Origin of the sequence: Amycolatopsis sp. CA-230715 (assembly GCF_018736145.1) — a bacterium.
Classification (GTDB): Bacteria; Actinomycetota; Actinomycetes; order Mycobacteriales; family Pseudonocardiaceae; genus Amycolatopsis.
Window position 1 is genome coordinate 5,411,515 of sequence record NZ_CP059997.1, and the last position, 16,003, is coordinate 5,427,517.

The following is a 16,003-nucleotide window of genomic DNA, read 5'->3' on the forward strand; positions in this document are numbered from 1 at the left end:
GTCGAGAGGGCGTCGGCTTATCCGATCTCGCCCAGCTTTCGTTGGTATCGCGCCGTTGTGCGGACCGTTACGTAGCCGAGCGCCTCGTTGACGCGGCGCATCGGAGTGTTGTCCTCGGCGGTGTCGGTCAGCAGTCCCGTGACCTCGGGATGCCGCTCGCGGACCAGCCGGATCGCTTCGGCCTTCATCCAGTGGCCGAGGCCGTGGCCGCGGTGCCCCGGCAGCACGCCGGTGCCGTAGTTCTGACCGTCGCCGGTCCGCGTGCCGGGCACGGTCAGTTCGGTGAACCCGGCGATCGCCCCGGTTTCTTCGTGCACCGCGGCCACCGTGTGCAGCAGCTCGCCGCGCTTCTCGACCGCTTTCGCGATCGCCTTGACCTGCTCGACGTCCCAGTCGACCCTGCCGTAGTCGACCTCGCCCATCGGCATGTCGTCCATCGCGCGGCGCGATTCCGCGAAGGTTTCGGCCAGCTCCGAGGGCACCTCACCGTCCCAGGAAACCAGCCGGTATCCCGCACAGGGCTTGCTTTCGGGGTGCGCGTCCGCCAGCGACAGCCGGGTGAAGATCAGCGTCAGCACCTTCCGGAAGTCGCGTTCGGACAGGAACCGCGCGCCGTCGGTGCCCGGCTCGGTTTCGGCCATGACGGCCCGGCGTCCGTCCACAGTGGCCGCTTCGAGCGCCGCGTCCAGTAGCGCTTTTCCGACTCCGCGGCGTCGTTCGGCGGGGTGCACCCTGACGTCGACCTCGGCGAGGTGCCGCTGGCCGTCGTTGGTGAACAGCCGCAGGAACGCGGAGCCGAGCGGGGTGCCGTCGTCGTCGGAAGCGAGCCAGGCGAGCCGGTGGCTGGACGCGCGCTCTTCGAGATCGGCGAGCGCGGTGAGGTGAATGGTCAAGGGCGGTTCCTTCCGTCGGTTCGCGGGCATGATGCCGCACGGACCGCGAAACCGCGCGTGGTTTTCGCATGGTTGTGCCCCTGCCGCGGTTTTCCACGGCAGGGGCGAGGTACTCGGGTCACGCCGGGTCGGCGAGGATCCCGTTGACGTAGGTGCCGGGGTGCGTGGCCCCGTCCTGGCGCAGCACCGGCAGATCCGACGGCCACGCGGCGGTCAGCGGCGCCGTCTGGCCGGGCGGAATGGTGTTGACCGTCGTCGGCGTCCAGGCGGGCTGGCCCGGCGCGGGGGTCAGCACCGTGATCGTCGCGGTCGCGGTCCGGCCGGGCGAGACCTCGTTGACCGGCGCGCCGTTGTCGATGCGCGGCAGGTGGTAGACGGCGCCGTTCGGGTCGTCCGGGCCGACCAGGTCCGCGCCGGGAACGCCGTAGAGGCCGCAGTTGTGCGACGAGGTGTTCGTGTACGTCATCGGCACGTCGACCTGCCCTGGCGTGTCCGGGTGCTGGATCGGCGCGCCGAGCGACACCGACAGGTCACCGCTGCCGCACCGGGGCGAAGCGGTGTCCGAAGTGGACGCAGCCGCGTTCGCGACGGACCCGAAAGCGGTGAGCGCGAGCACTCCCGCTGCGGCAGCACCGATGGCGATTCGCTTGATGTGCATGACATTCCTCCCTGGTGGTTCCGGCTCAGCTCGCGCTGACGGCGGTGGTCTGGACCTCGGTGCCCTTCAGCGGCTGTCCCTCCGGCCAGGCGACGGAAACCGGCTGGCCGTCGGGCCCGGTCGGCAAATTGAAGGTGACCGAGACCGGGATCTGGGGCACCGGCGCCTCGTGCGCGGCCTGGATGAAGCGCGACTCGGCGGGATGCCCGGCGCGGAGGTTGACCGGGCCCGCGCCGCCCGAGGCGGGCTCCGGGACGACCGAGATGTCGACCGGCTGGCCGTCACCGTTGAAGCTGACGCCGGTCGGGATGCCCTGGAGCTTGCAGTTCGTGTCCGGGGACGCGGCCGTGTAAGTGATCAGATACGCCTCGTGGCCCGAAGCGTGCGTCGGATCCGGCGTGACGCCGATGTTCACGTCCGAGGCGCCGCAGGGCGTATCGGACGGCATCGCGCTCGCGGACCCGGTGGCCAGCAGCATGCCCCCGGCGAGGACGCCTCCCGCGATCGTGGCGGCGGCGGTGCGCTTCATCGTGCGGTTCATGGTGCGAACCCTCCCTGTGGTGATCTTTTCGCCGTCGTGGCTCTCACTGGGAAAGATGCCCACGAGGCGCTCGGGGATGCGTCCCGGTGGGATGGCTCCCACGAACGCAACCCCGCGCGGCCCCACACGTCGGAAAGGTCAGTCCTCAACCAGGTCTTGGGTTTCTTCGATATCCGGCTCGATCCACCACGGCACCCGAGGCGGATCGTCGAGCGGCCAGATCCGGCCGTCGCGGTCGATGTACCAGCTCATGCACATTCCTGGGGTGATAGATGCTGAGGTCCAGCCAGGGCGCGGAGGCTCAGGCGATCTCGATCGTTTGACGGTCCGGGGTGATGGTCCACAGCCAATTCAGCCCCGTGGGTTGCCCCGCGCCGATCCACCAGCGGTAGGCGGTTTCGGCCTCGTCCCATAGACGGCGGATTCCCTTCTGGCGCACCAGGAACTGGCCCTCTTCGGAAGACGGGACGATGGTGGCCCATGACCCCGTGAGCGGGTCGGCCAGCCACGCAAGCCTGCCTTCCTCCATGTCGTAACGGCACGACGGGAGTGCTACGGCGAGCGCCCATCTGGAAACGAAATCCGAGAGCATCAGCCATGGTTTCGTCTTGGTCGTCTTCCGATCGGCGGACTCGTCCTCCCAGTCGTGTGCCTCCCCGGCCGTGACCGCCGCGCGGTCGAGCCGGTGTTCCATGAACCCGACGCCCATCGGCAGCATGCGGCCGGTGGCGGTGCCGTCGCCGTGCACGGTGAACCGCACGAGCGGGCCGGAGGAGAGGTCGGCGCGCACGGGGGTGACGATCGTGCCGCCCGGTTTCGTCTGCTTCACCCAGGCGTAGGGAACTCGGCCGAGCTGAACGGCCATCGTGGAGATGACCCGATGGAACGGGGCGAGTTCCGGGGCCCCGGCGGCCCCGTCGCCCTGGAGGACCCGGACTTGGTGGAACCCGGCGCGGTCGATTCGCTCCCGAGCCTGCCCGGCGAGCTGATGGTCGATCTCCATACTCACGACCCGGCCCTCCGGGCCGACGATGCGCCCCAGCATCGCACCAGTCCACCCGGTGCCTGTGCCGATCTCGAGAACCTGTTCGCCTTTCCGGGCTCCCAGTGCGTCGAACATCCCGAGCACGACTGAGGGCATCGAGTTCGAACAGGTGGGCAGGCGGCCCACGTCCGGCCACTCCGCGGCTCCGTCGTCGAACTGGATCACGATCTGTGTGTTCGAGTAGACGACTTCGGACCACTCGCCGGGGTCGGACACGCGGTCGATCGGCGCGCTCGTGTCTCCGCGCCATGCTCGGGCCGGGACGAACTTCTCTCTTGGCACTTCGTGGAGGAGCGAGCCGAACTCGGCCGGGAGATTTCCGGCCGAGCGCAGTTCGTCTATCAGAGCGTCGATGCGGGCTGTCGTCACTTGTCGTCGCCGCTCTCGACGGTATGGCCATCCGACCCCTTGCCGAGGTGGTCCGTCTGCGAGTCGCTGTCTCCGCTGTGCTTGTCGTTACCTGGTTTCCGTGTGCGAGTCACCATGATTCCCAACCTCCGATTTCCGTGTTTCCCATCGAGTCGATACAACGACAGTCTTGGCGGTACCGCACAGCACGTCGAGCCATCGAACGGCTTCTTGCTTCGCGACCGGATTAGCAGTCATCGGCTACGTCCCACGGGCCGGTGCTTGTTCAGCCAACGGATGTAAAGCCGGAGTCCGACGGAAGTTCTGTCCAGCACCAGCGCAACGGCGACGGACGCCACCAGCACGGCCCCCATGACCAGCAGAACCCACAACACGAACGGTCTCCTTTCCCTGGGGGCGGGCGGAAACCCGCTCGGCCGCGATGTCCACAAAACCGCAGTTCGGAACCTCTGGACACCCCGAGCGACGGTGATCTTGCGGGACGATGGATCCCGGTTCGACCGGTACGTTCTGCATTGCCAGGCGGGAGCGTTACGGTTCTTACCCGCCAGAGGGGAGAGGCCATGCCATCGGCGGTCAGGAGCATCCGACAGGAACAGCGGAAGCTGGTCGCGGACCTGCGTGCGCGGCAGAAGAGCTGGGTCGAGATCGCGTCGGTGTTCTGCGATCGGTACGGCGTGAACGTGCGTGCCGCGCTTCGCATGGTGCACGACTGGAGTCAGCGGGACGCCGCCGACCGGTGGAACGCCAAGTGGCCAGCCGATCCGAAGACCTTCAAGAACTTCTCGTACTGGGAGCTTTGGCCAGGCGCCACCGGACACGCGCCGTCTTTGGGGGTGTTGGCCAAACTGGCCGAGCTGTACGAATGCAGTGTCGCGGATTTGGTCAGCGATTGCGCGGACTTCCGGTCAACCGATCCCGCTTTCCGAGAGGTGCGCAAGGACCTTTCCAGGTCGGACGAGTTCGGTGGCCTGTTGTCGGAGGCAGAAACAACAGATGTGCACGAATTGGCACGTATCGCGGCGGATCGAGTTGTAGACAGCGCCATCGGGCCGAACGGCCGAGAAGTCTTGTTGAAACTCAGCGCGGCACTCGCATTGGCTTCGTCATCTCCAGCGCTCACCGACCGGGATGGCGGCCGACCCCACGTGGTTGAGGCCGCGGATGGTGACCTGTCCGGCATCTGGCACAGCAGGTACTCCTACACCAGCACTGGGCGGGCGAGTGTGTTCAGCGGTGAGCACTACCTGGCGATGCGCCACCAGGGCGACCGGTTCTTCGGTGAAAGCGTCCCCGCGGAGAACGGCTCCAAGCTGCGGTTGGACCTGACCTTGAACGGCTCGGTCGCGACGGGGGTCTGGTCTGAACGCACGTCGCTGGTCGGGTACTACCGTGGCTCCGTTTATCACGGCGCGATCCAGGTGGCCATCGATCCGATGGGCAAGACCATGCGCGGCAGATGGGTCGGGTTCGACAGGGAGTTCGCGGTGGACAGTGACATCTGGGAGCTGAACTGGGTGCAGCCGTCCGTGCGCAAGTCGGAGTTGCGCAAGTATCACTTCAAGGCATGACCGAGAATTGCGGCAGGGTCGCATGTACGCCCCACGGCATTCTCGTCACCGCGGCAGCGAAAGTCGGCTTGCCTGCTACGAGTGCCCGGTTGATCCGTGACGGCAGCAACGTGATGTACCAGGTCACCGGCGATATCGTCGCGAGGATCGGGAAACCGGGAACGGCAAGGGAAGCCGAGCGCGAAGTCGGGGTTTCTCGGTGGTTGGCCGAGGCCGGGATCCGAGTCGTGGCGGCCGTACCCGATCTTCCGCCGGTGGTCGTCGGCGACCGGCCGGTCACGTGGTGGACGTTCATCCCGGAGCACTGTCTAGGCACACCCGAAGAACTCGGTGCCGCGCTGGCCGAGTTGCACGCCGTCCCCGCACCGATGGAATTCGAACTCCCCTTGCTCGACCCGGTGACCAGAACCGTCGAGCGGCTCGGTGCTTCGACCGCGTTCGACGCTTCGGCGCGGACCTGGCTCACCGAGCACTTGGCCGAATTGCGGGCGCGCTACGCCGAGCTTGATCATCCACGTTGGACTGTCGTGCACGGCGACGCGTGGCAGGGGAACATCGCTGTGCCGCGAGGCGGCGAACCGATCCTGCTCGATCTCGAAACGTCTCAGTTAAGGAGTTGCGCTGGATCTCGTTCGTCGCTGCGAAGGCATCCACTGACGACGGTGCCGCGCGTGAGCTGCGGCACCGCATCGCGTGCTTGCGCGGTCAGGAGCCGAAACCATGGACCTGGAAGGCGTTTTGATGGCATCGATCACGGACGAAGAATTCGAGAACCTGCTCACCGGTTTCGCGCACGAAGCGGTGCACCTCGAAACCAGGGATGCCTACGGTACCGCGGTCGAGCTGCCGCACATGGCGCAATGGGCCGCGGGCGAAGAGGATGATCTCCGGTGGTTGCAAGGATGGTGTTCCACACTTCGAGAGCACGTGAGAGCGGGGAAGAACGTCCGTCGCGCGCGCATTGTTTCGGAACCGCTCAGCGACTACCAGCGGTGGTCCCACAGCATCGCCCATCCCATGGTCGAGGCAGGGGAAGACATTCGCTGGGTTCCGCGTCGCCTGCTGTCTTCCATCGCCATACCCGGAAACGACTTCTACTTGTTCGACGACCGCTTGGCCGTTTTCCTCATCTACGCGGGAAACGGCTTGGCGGTGGACAAGATCACCTCTACCGATCCCGGCGACGTGCGGCTGTGCCGCGTCGCGTTCGAGGCGGTGTGGAAGCTGTCGGTGCCCCATCATCGGTACGAGCCGGTCTGAGCCAGCAGTGGAGAGGCGGATGAGCCGGTTCGTTCGCTAGCGTGCCCTCATGATGATCGCGATCGTGGGTGGGTACGTGGTTCCGGTCGACGGGGATCCGGTCGACGGCGGGACGGTGCTGGTCGAGGACGGCAGGATCGTCGCGGTCGGCGCCGAGGCCGATGTGGACGTTCCCGACGACGCCGAGCTGGTCGACGCGGCCGGGGCGTGGGTCCTGCCCGGGTTCATCGACGCGCACGCGCATCTCGGGGTGTCCGAGGAGGGCGAGGGCTGGTCGGGCGACGACGTCAACGAGATGACCGATCCGAACGGTGCCCGGTTCCGCGCGATCGACGGGATCGACCCCTACGAGGCCGGTTTCGACGACGCGTTGTCCGGCGGGGTCACCAGCGTGGTGATCAAACCGGGATCCGGCAACCCGATCGGAGGGCAGACCGTCGCGCTGAAGACCTGGGGCCGCACCGCGCTCGACGCCGTGTTCGCGGAAGCGGTGAGCGTGAAGAGCGCGCTCGGCGAGAACCCGAAAAGGATCTACGGCGAGAAGAACCAGCTCCCTTCGACGAGGCTCGGTGTGGCCGCGGTCATCCGCGAGGCGTTCACGAAGGCGCGCAACTACCGGGCCCGCCGCGAGCACGCACGCGCCGGGAACAAGCCCTTCGACACCGATCTGACCATGGAGACGCTGGTCAAGGTGCTCGACGGGGAACTGGCGTGGGACCAGCACGTGCACCGCGCCGACGACATGGTCACCGCGATCCGCCTCGCCGACGAGTTCGGCTACCGGCTGGTGATCAACCACGGCACCGAAGGCCACCTGATCGCCGATCTGCTCGCCGAGCGGGACGTGCCGGTGATCATCGGGCCGCTGTTCATCGCCCGCCACAAGGTCGAACTGCGCAACCTCACCCTGCGCGCGCCCGGCATCCTCGCGCGCGCCGGGGTGCGCATCGCGATCACCACGGATCATCCCGCGGTGCCGATCAACTTCCTCATCCACCAGGCCGCGTTGTCGGTGAAGGACGGCTTGGAGCCGGAGACCGCGTTACGCGCGCTCACCGTGAACCCGGCCGCGATGCTGGGCCTCGAGCACCGGGTCGGCGCGCTCAAACCCGGCCTCGACGCCGATGTCGTCCTCTGGTCAGGCGACCCGCTCGACGTGATGAACCGCGCGCTGCGCGTTTTCGTTTCGGGACGCGAGGTCTACCGGTTCGACGAAACGAGGAACGAAGGCGTGGTCGAAAGCCGCCTCTACCAGGAGAATTAGGCCGCGACGTACGCGTACTTGACGTACGCGTACGTCGCGGTCTATCGTCGTTCCCATGACCCCAGTCAGTCGTCGTGAACGGCCTGCCAAGCCCGCGCTTTCGCGGGACGCGATCGTCGCCACCGCGGCGGCGATCCTGCGGGCCGAAGGGCTGGAACGCGTGACCATGCGCCGCCTGGCCAAGGAACTCGACACCGGCCCGATGTCCCTCTACGTCTATGTGCGGGACGTCCAGGAACTGCACGCCGCACTCCTCGACGACCTGCTCGCCGGGATCGACCTGGCCCCGGTCGCGGCATCCAGCGACTGGCGGGACCGGCTGTGGAGCGTCCTGCTCTCCTACATCGACGTGCTGGCGGCCCAGCCGAGCCTGGCGAGGCTCGCGCTGGTCACGCGCCTCAGCGGACCGCGGTACCTCGCGCTGGTCGACGGTGTGCTCGCGCTGCTGCTGGAGGGCGGTGTCGAGCCCGCCCGCGCGGCCTGGGCCGTGGACCTGCTGCTGCAGTTCGCGACCACCACGGCGACCGAACAGGGCACGAGGTGGGCGGAATCCCGGACCGGCGCCGATCACCACGCGCTCGTCCAAGCCGTCCGGACCGCCGACGCCGCGGACTACCCGAATATCGCCGCACTGAGCGAACCCTTGCTGTCCGGTCACGGTTCCCGATGGCGATGGGGCTACGACGTACTGCTGAGCGGCACGATTTCCGTGCCCGTTCCCGACCAAAATCCTACGGAGAAGAAAAATGACCACTGACACCGTCGACGCATTTCTCGATCGCGTCCGGAAGGCATGGGACGACGGCGACGCGCGCACCTACGGCGAGCAGTTCACAGAGGACGCTTCGTACGTGATCTTCCTCGGGGACGCCATGTTCGGCAGGGCGGAGATCGAGCGGAGCCACCACGACGTGTTCACGAAATGGCAGCGGGGGACTCGCATGGTCGTCACCCCGATCAAGGTGAACCAGGTCGACGACGATTCCGCGGTCGTGGTCACCGTCGGTGGTATCGGAACCGGCGAAAAGATCGCTTACGACAAGTTCCAGACCTACACCTTGCGCCGCGCAGAAACCGGGCAATGGCAGTGCGCCGCTTTCCAGAACACGGAAATGAGCCAGCGGGCGCGGGAAATCTACGCTTAGGCGGCGAAAACCTGGGAATCGTCGGCGAACGCCTTGAACTCCAGCGCGTTCCCCGCCGGGTCCAGCAGGAACATCGTCCACTGCTCGCCCGGTTCGCTTTCGAACCGCACGTAGGGCTCGATGACGAACTCGGTGCCCGCCGCGCGCAGGCGGTCGGCGAGCCGGTGAAACGCCGGGATTTCCAGGATCAGGCCGAAATGCGGCACGGGGACGTCGTGGCCGTCGACCGGGTTGTGGATCCGCTTGGGGCGTTCCGGTGCGAGGTGGGTGACGAACTGGTGGCCGTGCAGGTTCCAGTCCACCCAGGTGTCGGCACTGCGGCCCTGCTCGAGGCCGAGGACTTCGCCGTAGAAGCGCCGCGCGGCGGCGAGGTCGTCGACCGGCATGGCCAGGTGGAAGCGGGGGATGCTCACGGATTCTCCCTCAGGGTGCGGTGAATGTCCTAATGTTAACATTGCGACATGAGCGAACAAGTGGCTCCCGCTCGCCGTCGCGGGCTCGCCGACGAGGTCGCGGACCGCATCAGGGAAGCCATCTTCAGCGGGGCCTACGTGCCGGGTGCGCCGCTGCGCGAGGTGGACCTGTCCGGTGCGCTGCAGGTCAGCCGCGGCCCGGTGCGCGAGGCGTTGCGCGTGCTGGAGCGTGAAGGACTGGTCCACTGCGCGTGGCACCGCGGGACCACCGTGACCGCTCTGTCCACTGAGGACATCGCCGAACTCGACAGCCTCCGCGGCGCGCTGGAAGACCTGGCGGTGCGGCAGGTGATCGCGAACGCTTCGGAAGAGGACCTCGCGGCGGTCGAGAAGGCGGCCGACCTGATGGACCGCGCTGGGGACGAGCACGAAATGGTGCGCCTCGACATCGCCTTCCACGACGCCGTTTTCGCGGCCGCGCGGCACCGGCGGCTCGACGAGGCATGGCAAGCGATGCGCTGTCAGGTCCGCCTGTTCCTGCTGACTCGGATCGGCCGCAGCAAGGACGGCTACCTCGGCGGCATCCCCGACGAGCATCGCGAGCTCCTCGGCGCCCTGCGAGCACGGGACGCCGAGACCGCGCTCGCGCTTTTCGCCGCCCATCGACGCCGCGCAGTCGACGTGCTCAGCGCCCCGCCTACCTGACCGCCGGTCCGCCTTCGCGAAGGGCACATCCGGGGCGCTCAATGCCGTGAAGGTGGCCTTCACGGCAATCGCGAGCGTCGTCCCGGAGGTGCGAGGGGAACATCTGGGGCGCTGAGCGCCCTGAAGGCCACCTTCGGGGATCTGTGGCGACCGCGAACCTGGAAACCTCGCCGCCCCAACAAGATTCGCAATGCCCCGAAGGTGACCTTCAGGGCATCTACCGCCCCGAAGGTCACCTTCGGGGCATTCGAGCCGGGATTACTTCTTGAGTTCGCGGGCGATGACCATGCGCTGCACCTGATTGGTGCCTTCGAAGATCTGCGGCACCTTCGCCTCCCGCATGTACCGCTCCACCGGGAAGTCCCGCGTGTAGCCCGCGCCGCCGAGCACCTGCACGGCGTCGGTGGTCACCTTCATCGCGGCATCGGTGGCCACCAGCTTCGCGATCGACGCCTGCCGCTGGAACGGCATGCCGCGGTCACGGCGGCGCGCGGCGTCCAGGTAGGTGGCGCGCGAGGATTCGACGGCGGCGGCCATGTCGGCGAGCAGGAATTCCAGCCCCTGGAACTCGATGATCGGCTTCCCGAACTGGGTGCGCGTCTTCGCGTAGGTCACCGCTTCGTCGAGCGCGGCCTGCGCGAGGCCGACGGCGCAGGCGGCGATGCCGAGCCGTCCCGACGAGAGCGACGAGAGCGCGATCCGCATGCCCGCGCCCTCTTCGCCGATGAGCCGGTCCGCGTCGACGCGGGCGTCGTCGAAGATCATCTGGGCGGTGGTGGACCCGGTCAGGCCCATCTTCCGCTCGGGCGCCGCGGCGGACAGGCCCGGCGTCGCGCCGTCGACGAGCAGGCAGGAGATGCTCTCGTCGCCGGTGCGGGCCATGGTCGTGTAGAAGTCGGCTTCGCCGCCGTGCGTGATCCACGCCTTCGTGCCGTTGACGACGTACTGACCGCCGTCGAGGCGGGCGCGCGTGGACAGCGCCGCCGCGTCGGATCCGGCGTGCGCTTCCGAAAGCGCGTACGCGCCGAGCAGGTCGCCTTCGAGCATTTCCGGGAGCCAGCGGTCGCGCTGCTCGTCGGTGCCGTAGTGGGCGAGCGCGTAGCAGGACATGGTGTGCACCGAGAGGCCGACGCCGACGGACATCCACGCGCCCGCGATCTCCTCCAGCACCTGCAGGTACACCTCGTACGGCACCTCGCCGCCGCCCCAGCGCTCCGAGTAGGGCAGCCCCAGCAGGCCCGATTTGCCGAGCAGCCGGAACTGCTCGCGCGGGAACCGGCCCGCTTCTTCGAACCCGGCCGCGTGCGGCGCGAGTTCCTCACGCGCCAGTTCCGCGGCGAGGCCGACGAGATCCTTGGCTTCCGTGCTGGGCAGCAGCCGTTCCGCTGGCATGGGGTCCCCTCCCGATCCAGAGCAGTACCGAAAATAGTACTGTGGGTCCGGTTAGAGTACCGTAGGCGGCAGGGGTCACAGAAGTGCGCCGCGTCACGCGCACTCGATTGCGCATACGGTGGTCCGATGGCCGATCTCGCTTCCCGCTCCCCGCGCCCGTCCGAAGGGCGGCGGCAGACGGCGAGACAGCGCGCCCTGCTGACGCAGCTCGAAGACCTCTTCCTGGCCGAAGGCTTCGCCGGGTTCACGCTCGAAGACCTCGCCACCCGCCTGCGCTGCTCGAAGTCGACGCTCTACGCGCTGGCGCCGAGCAAGGAACAGCTCGCGGTGAAGGTGGTCGCGCACTTCTTCAAGGGCGCCGCCGACGAGATCGAGCGGCGGATCGCGGGGATCGACGACGCGCGCAAGCTGATCGGCGAGTACCTCGCCGGCGTATCCGAGTACCTGAGCAGGGCATCGGCGGTGTTCATGGCCGATATCGCCGAGTTCGCCCCCGCCCGCGCGACCTACGAGCTGAACAGCAGGGCGGCCGCGGCGCGAATCAGGACCTTCATCGCCAAAGGAGTGCGGGACGGCGTGTTCCGCGAGGTGAAGGCGAAGCTGATCGCGGAAATGGCCGGAATGCTGATCGAAGGCATTCAAACCGGGGTGCTGGGCGCGCGGGCAGGCGTTTCCGACGCGGACGCCTTCACCGCGTTGTCGGACCTGTTGCTCGGTGGCCTCGCCGCGGAAGGCCCGCTCAGCTGAGCGCGCTCAGAACCGGTTCCGCACCGCGCGCGGTTTTGCGGTTAGCATCACGCCCGTGATCGTGGTGGGTGGAGAGGCGCTAGTCGACCTCGTACCGGTTCAGGCCCCTTCGGGCGAGTCCACTGTGGACGGCGGGGTCGGCCCGCTGCTGCCGACGCTCGGCGGTGGTCCATACAACGTGGCGCTCGCCGCGGGGCGGCTCGGCGCGGCCACCTCGTTCCTGTGCCGGATCTCCCGCGACCGGTTCGGCGAAGGGCTGATGGAGCGGCTCCACGCGTCCGGAGTGGACACCGCGCTGGTCCAGCGCGGTGACGAACCGACCACGCTCGCGGTGGTGGCGCTCGACGAAAGCGGTTCCGCGCACTACACCTTCTACACCGAGGGCACCGCGGACCGGCTCGTCAGCGACCCGGGGCCGTTGCCGGAAGAGGTCACCGCGCTGTCGCTCGGCACGCTCGGCATGGTCCTGGAACCCGGTGCCAGCGCGTACGAAGCGATGCTGCGCAGGGAATCCGCGCGCGGCGTGCTGACCGCGCTCGACCCGAACATCAGGGCGATGCTGATCGACGACCCTGCCGCCTACCGCGCGCGGTTCGCGTCGTGGCTGCCGGACGTCCGGTTGCTGAAGCTGTCCGACGACGACGCCGAATGGCTGGCCGAAGGCGCGGACGCGGACGAGGCGGCGAAGACCTGGCTCGAGTCCGGGGTGGACGCTGTGGTGCTCACTCGTGGCGCGGAAGGCGTCTCGGTGCGCACTTCCGCGCTTTCGGTCAGCGTTCCGCCGGGGCGCGCCGAGGTCGCCGACACGATCGGGGCCGGCGACACCGTGCAGGGCGCGCTGCTCGCCTGGCTCGACAAGCGCGCGGTGACCGATCTCGGCTCGCTGTCGGAGTCCGACTGGCGCGAGGCGCTCGGGTATGCGGCGAAAGCGGCCGGGATCACGGTGTCGAGGGTCGGTGCCGAGCCGCCGACCGAGGCCGAACTCGAGACCTACTGGACGTGATCTGGCCCTCATCGGAGCCCGTTTCGGGAAATACCGGACGCCCTGGCGTGTGAACCTGGTCCCAAAGGGTCAATCATGGGCAACCCAGCCGCTGCGCGCGTGCCGGGTAATCGACTAGCGTGGGCGGGGAATTCATACCCCAACGGGGCGGTGTGCCGCGTGAGAAGAAATCCTGAAGGCCTCGCGTGAACTCCCAGGCTGACCTGTGCGACCTGCAGGCGCCACCGGCCCGTGCGATGACTGAGAGGGACTTGCATGTCCGACGCGAATGCGGCGACCGGTGGCGAGACCGTCGCGCTGCGCCTTCCCAACGGCGAGCACGAGCTGAAGGTCGTCCATGCGGTCGAGGGCGCACCGGGTATCGAACTGGGGAAGCTGCTGGCGTCGACCGGGTACATCACCCTCGATCCGGGTTTCGTCAACACCGGTGCCGCCTCTTCGGCCATCACCTACATCGACGGTGACGCGGGCATCCTGCGCTACCGCGGCTACCCGATCGAGCAGCTGGCCCAGAAGTCCACCTTCATCGAGGTGTCCTACCTGCTGATCTACGGCGAGCTGCCGACCAAGACGCAGCTGGAGGACTTCACCGAGAAGATCCAGCGGCACACGCTCCTGCACGAGGACCTGAAGGCGTTCTTCAGCGGCTTCCCCCGCGACGCGCACCCGATGCCGGTGCTCTCCAGCGCGGTGTCCGCGCTGTCGACCTTCTACCAGGACTCGCTCAACCCGTTCGACGAACCGAACGTCGAGCTGTCCACGATCCGGTTGCTGGCCAAGGTGCCGACGCTGGCGGCGTACGCCTACAAGAAGTCGATCGGGCAGCCGCTGCTGTACCCGGACAACTCGCTCGGGCTGGTGGAGAACTTCCTGCGGATGACCTTCGGCTTCCCCGCCGAGCCGTACGAGGTCGACCCCGAGGTCGCGAAGGCGCTCGACCTGCTGTTCATCCTGCACGCCGATCACGAGCAGAACTGCTCGACCTCGACCGTGCGGCTGGTCGGCTCGTCCGAGGCGAACCTGTTCGCGAGCATCTCGGCCGGGATCAACGCGCTGTTCGGCCCGCTGCACGGCGGCGCGAACGCGGCGGTGCTCGACATGCTCGAGGGCATCAAGAACGACGGCGGTGACGTGGCGAACTTCGTCAACCGCGTGAAGAACAAGGAAAAGGGCGTGAAGCTGATGGGCTTCGGGCACCGGGTCTACAAGAACTACGACCCGCGCGCGAAGATCATCAAGAACACCGCGGACGAGATTCTCGGCAAGATCGCCGGCGGCGACGAGCTGCTCGACATCGCGAAGAAGCTCGAAGAGACCGCGCTTTCCGACGATTACTTCGTCGAGCGCAAGCTCTACCCGAACGTCGACTTCTACACCGGTTTGATCTACCGGGCGCTCGGGTTCCCGACGAAGTACTTCACCGTGCTCTTCGCGCTCGGCAGGCTGCCGGGCTGGATCGCGCACTGGCGCGAGATGATCCAGGACCCGGCCACCAAGATCGGCCGCCCGCGCCAGATCTACACCGGCGAGACGGAGCGGAACTACACCCCGCTCGAACAGCGCTGACACCTTTTCGCCGAGAACGGCCCGTCGCTCATGCGGCGGGCCGTTTCCGTTGCGCATAGGCTCGTCCACCGTGACAGACGAAACCGCGGTGCTCTGGTTCCGGCGTGATCTCCGGCTCGGTGATCACGCGGCGCTGCTCGCCGCCTCGAAGCGAGCGAGCGAAGTGCTCGCGCTGTACGTGCTCGACGATCGTCTTCTCCGGCCGTCCGGCGCGCCGAGGGTGGCGTTCCTGCTGGGGTGCCTGCGCGCGCTGGACGAGCAACTCGGCGGGCGGTTGAGGATCGTCACCGGCGATCCCGCCGAGCAGGTGCCGAAGGTGGCCGAGGAGATCGGCGCGCGCTGCGTGCACGTCAGCACGGACACCGGGCCCTACGGCAGGAAACGCGACGAGGCCGTGGCCGCCGCGCTGGCGGAGCGCGATGTCGACTGGGTGGAAACCGGTTCGCCGTACGCGATCACGCCGGGCCGGGTGACCAAACCGGACGGTGACCCGTACCGCGTGTTCACCCCCTTCTATCGCGCGTGGGCGCGGCACGGCTGGCCGAGCCCCGCCGACACCGGAGCGTCCATCGTGGACTGGATCAAACCGTCCACTTCGGATCGACTGCCCGCGGCGCCCAAGGTCGACATGCGACTTCCCGAACCGGGGGAAGAGGCGGCGCTCGAAGTGAGGCGCCGGTTCCTCGACGACGGCGCCGATACCTACCACGAAGGACGCGATCGCCCCGATCTCCCTGCCACCACCAGGATTTCGCCGTACCTGCGCTGGGGCTGCGTGCACCCGCGAACGCTGCTCGCGGACCTCCGCGGCGACGAAGGCCCCGGCGCGAAGGCGTTGCGCGGCGAGCTGGCCTGGCGCGAGTTCCACGCGGACGTGCTCTTCCACCGGCCGGAGACCGCGCGCACGGCGTACGACGAACGGTTCTCCCGGATGGAAACCGAGCGGGGCGCCGCCGCGCGAGTCGCGTTCGGACAGTGGTGCGAAGGCAAGACCGGGTACCCGATCGTCGACGCCGGGATGCGCCAGCTCGCGGCCGAGGGCTGGATGCACAACCGGGTGCGGATGATCGTGGCGAGCTTCCTGGTGAAGGACCTGCACCTGCCGTGGCAGTGGGGCGCGCGGCACTTCATGCGGCTGCTCGTCGACGGCGACCTCGCGTCGAACCAGCTCAACTGGCAGTGGGTCGCCGGGTCCGGCACGGACGCGGCGCCGTACTTCCGGATCTTCAACCCCACCACACAGGGCGAGAAGTTCGACCCCGACGGCGCCTACGTTCGCGAGTACGTGCCGGAACTCCGCGCGCTGCAAGGGAAATCGGTGCACCAGCCGTGGAAGTCGCCGCAGCGGGGCTACCCGGCGCCGATGGTCGAGCACGCCCACGAACGCCAGGTGGCCCTGCAGCGGTACGGCGAAATCACCCGCGGCTGAGC

Annotated in this window: 16 protein-coding genes and 1 pseudogene; 11 read left to right on the plus strand and 6 right to left on the minus strand. The window is 67.9% G+C overall.

Features of this window, described 5'->3' with window-relative positions:
• Positions 1–17: 17 nt before the first annotated feature.
• The 4 genes from HUW46_RS26155 to HUW46_RS26170 all read right to left on the minus strand — a co-directional run bounded on the left by HUW46_RS26155 (position 18) and on the right by HUW46_RS26170 (position 3,506).
• A complete protein-coding gene (locus HUW46_RS26155; RefSeq protein WP_215541453.1) occupies positions 18–893 on the minus strand; it encodes a GNAT family N-acetyltransferase in 876 nt (291 codons plus the stop codon).
• A 118-nt stretch (positions 894–1,011) separates the two neighbouring features.
• On the minus strand, positions 1,012–1,551 hold the full coding sequence (locus HUW46_RS26160; RefSeq protein WP_215541454.1) for a DUF4232 domain-containing protein: 540 nt from the start codon (positions 1,549–1,551) through the stop codon (positions 1,012–1,014).
• Between the two features lie 25 nt (positions 1,552–1,576).
• The gene (locus HUW46_RS26165; RefSeq protein WP_215541455.1) at positions 1,577–2,092 is read right to left on the minus strand and encodes a DUF4232 domain-containing protein; all 516 of its coding nucleotides are present in this window, start codon (positions 2,090–2,092) and stop codon (positions 1,577–1,579) included.
• A gap of 301 nt (positions 2,093–2,393) precedes the next feature.
• The gene (locus HUW46_RS26170) at positions 2,394–3,506 is read right to left on the minus strand and encodes a methyltransferase domain-containing protein (RefSeq protein WP_215541456.1); all 1,113 of its coding nucleotides are present in this window, start codon (positions 3,504–3,506) and stop codon (positions 2,394–2,396) included.
• 563 nt (positions 3,507–4,069) lie between these two features.
• On the opposite strand from HUW46_RS26170, the gene HUW46_RS26175 reads away from it, so the two are divergent.
• The 6 genes and pseudogenes from HUW46_RS26175 to HUW46_RS26200 all read left to right on the plus strand — a co-directional run bounded on the left by HUW46_RS26175 (position 4,070) and on the right by HUW46_RS26200 (position 8,746).
• Positions 4,070–5,077 (plus strand): hypothetical protein, encoded by a 1,008-nt coding sequence (locus tag HUW46_RS26175; protein ID WP_215541457.1) that lies wholly within the window; start codon positions 4,070–4,072, stop codon positions 5,075–5,077.
• A 113-nt stretch (positions 5,078–5,190) separates the two neighbouring features.
• Positions 5,191–5,625, plus strand: a pseudogene (locus HUW46_RS26180) (phosphotransferase); the annotation flags it as partial.
• A gap of 172 nt (positions 5,626–5,797) precedes the next feature.
• The gene (locus HUW46_RS26185) at positions 5,798–6,337 is read left to right on the plus strand and encodes a DUF6879 family protein (protein WP_215541458.1); all 540 of its coding nucleotides are present in this window, start codon (positions 5,798–5,800) and stop codon (positions 6,335–6,337) included.
• A 49-nt stretch (positions 6,338–6,386) separates the two neighbouring features.
• Positions 6,387–7,601, plus strand: coding sequence for an amidohydrolase (locus HUW46_RS26190; protein ID WP_215541459.1), 1,215 nt, complete (start codon positions 6,387–6,389; stop codon positions 7,599–7,601).
• Between the two features lie 55 nt (positions 7,602–7,656).
• The gene (locus HUW46_RS26195) at positions 7,657–8,358 is read left to right on the plus strand and encodes a TetR/AcrR family transcriptional regulator (RefSeq protein ID WP_215541460.1); all 702 of its coding nucleotides are present in this window, start codon (positions 7,657–7,659) and stop codon (positions 8,356–8,358) included.
• A complete protein-coding gene (locus HUW46_RS26200) occupies positions 8,348–8,746 on the plus strand; it encodes an SgcJ/EcaC family oxidoreductase (RefSeq protein ID WP_215541461.1) in 399 nt (132 codons plus the stop codon). The genes HUW46_RS26195 and HUW46_RS26200 overlap by 11 nt, the downstream gene beginning before the upstream one ends.
• Here the strand turns inward: HUW46_RS26200 and HUW46_RS26205 are convergent.
• Positions 8,743–9,132: a VOC family protein gene (locus HUW46_RS26205; protein ID WP_254126642.1), complete on the minus strand. Its 390-nt coding sequence runs from the start codon at positions 9,130–9,132 to the stop codon at positions 8,743–8,745. The genes HUW46_RS26200 and HUW46_RS26205 overlap by 4 nt on opposite strands.
• Before the next feature lie 75 nt (positions 9,133–9,207).
• Between HUW46_RS26205 and HUW46_RS26210 the strand changes: the two genes are divergently transcribed.
• Positions 9,208–9,864, plus strand: a complete 657-nt coding sequence (locus HUW46_RS26210) for a GntR family transcriptional regulator (protein ID WP_215541463.1) — start codon at positions 9,208–9,210, stop codon at positions 9,862–9,864.
• A 258-nt stretch (positions 9,865–10,122) separates the two neighbouring features.
• On the opposite strand, the gene HUW46_RS26215 is transcribed toward HUW46_RS26210, so the two are convergent.
• Positions 10,123–11,256, minus strand: a complete 1,134-nt coding sequence (locus tag HUW46_RS26215) for an acyl-CoA dehydrogenase family protein (protein ID WP_215541464.1) — start codon at positions 11,254–11,256, stop codon at positions 10,123–10,125.
• A 126-nt stretch (positions 11,257–11,382) separates the two neighbouring features.
• Between HUW46_RS26215 and HUW46_RS26220 the strand changes: the two genes are divergently transcribed.
• The 4 genes from HUW46_RS26220 (at position 11,383) to HUW46_RS26235 (ending at position 16,001) form a co-directional block, all read left to right on the plus strand.
• Positions 11,383–12,003, plus strand: coding sequence for a TetR/AcrR family transcriptional regulator (locus HUW46_RS26220; RefSeq protein WP_215541465.1), 621 nt, complete (start codon positions 11,383–11,385; stop codon positions 12,001–12,003).
• A 55-nt stretch (positions 12,004–12,058) separates the two neighbouring features.
• Positions 12,059–13,006: a carbohydrate kinase family protein gene (locus tag HUW46_RS26225; RefSeq protein ID WP_215541466.1), complete on the plus strand. Its 948-nt coding sequence runs from the start codon at positions 12,059–12,061 to the stop codon at positions 13,004–13,006.
• Between the two features lie 255 nt (positions 13,007–13,261).
• Complete coding sequence (locus HUW46_RS26230; protein WP_215541467.1) at positions 13,262–14,572, plus strand: citrate synthase; 1,311 nt, start codon at positions 13,262–13,264, stop codon at positions 14,570–14,572.
• A 70-nt stretch (positions 14,573–14,642) separates the two neighbouring features.
• A complete protein-coding gene (locus tag HUW46_RS26235) occupies positions 14,643–16,001 on the plus strand; it encodes a cryptochrome/photolyase family protein (protein ID WP_254124926.1) in 1,359 nt (452 codons plus the stop codon).
• Positions 16,002–16,003 lie beyond the last annotated feature (2 nt).

Bases quoted from the DNA above. Each gene is read 5' to 3' on its own strand.
- HUW46_RS26160 (WP_215541454.1), bottom strand. From the start codon at position 1,551: ATGCACATCAAGCGAATCGCCATCGGTGCTGCCGCAGCGGGAGTGCTC.
- HUW46_RS26165 (WP_215541455.1), bottom strand. From the start codon at position 2,092: ATGAACCGCACGATGAAGCGCACCGCCGCCGCCACGATCGCGGGAGGC.
- HUW46_RS26175 (WP_215541457.1), top strand. From the start codon at position 4,070: ATGCCATCGGCGGTCAGGAGCATCCGACAGGAACAGCGGAAGCTGGTC.
- HUW46_RS26185 (WP_215541458.1), top strand. From the start codon at position 5,798: ATGGACCTGGAAGGCGTTTTGATGGCATCGATCACGGACGAAGAATTC.
- HUW46_RS26190 (WP_215541459.1), top strand. From the start codon at position 6,387: ATGATGATCGCGATCGTGGGTGGGTACGTGGTTCCGGTCGACGGGGAT.
- HUW46_RS26195 (WP_215541460.1), top strand. From the start codon at position 7,657: ATGACCCCAGTCAGTCGTCGTGAACGGCCTGCCAAGCCCGCGCTTTCG.
- HUW46_RS26200 (WP_215541461.1), top strand. From the start codon at position 8,348: ATGACCACTGACACCGTCGACGCATTTCTCGATCGCGTCCGGAAGGCA.
- HUW46_RS26205 (WP_254126642.1), bottom strand. From the start codon at position 9,132: ATGCCGGTCGACGACCTCGCCGCCGCGCGGCGCTTCTACGGCGAAGTC.
- HUW46_RS26210 (WP_215541463.1), top strand. From the start codon at position 9,208: ATGAGCGAACAAGTGGCTCCCGCTCGCCGTCGCGGGCTCGCCGACGAG.
- HUW46_RS26215 (WP_215541464.1), bottom strand. From the start codon at position 11,256: ATGCCAGCGGAACGGCTGCTGCCCAGCACGGAAGCCAAGGATCTCGTC.
- HUW46_RS26220 (WP_215541465.1), top strand. From the start codon at position 11,383: ATGGCCGATCTCGCTTCCCGCTCCCCGCGCCCGTCCGAAGGGCGGCGG.
- HUW46_RS26230 (WP_215541467.1), top strand. From the start codon at position 13,262: ATGTCCGACGCGAATGCGGCGACCGGTGGCGAGACCGTCGCGCTGCGC.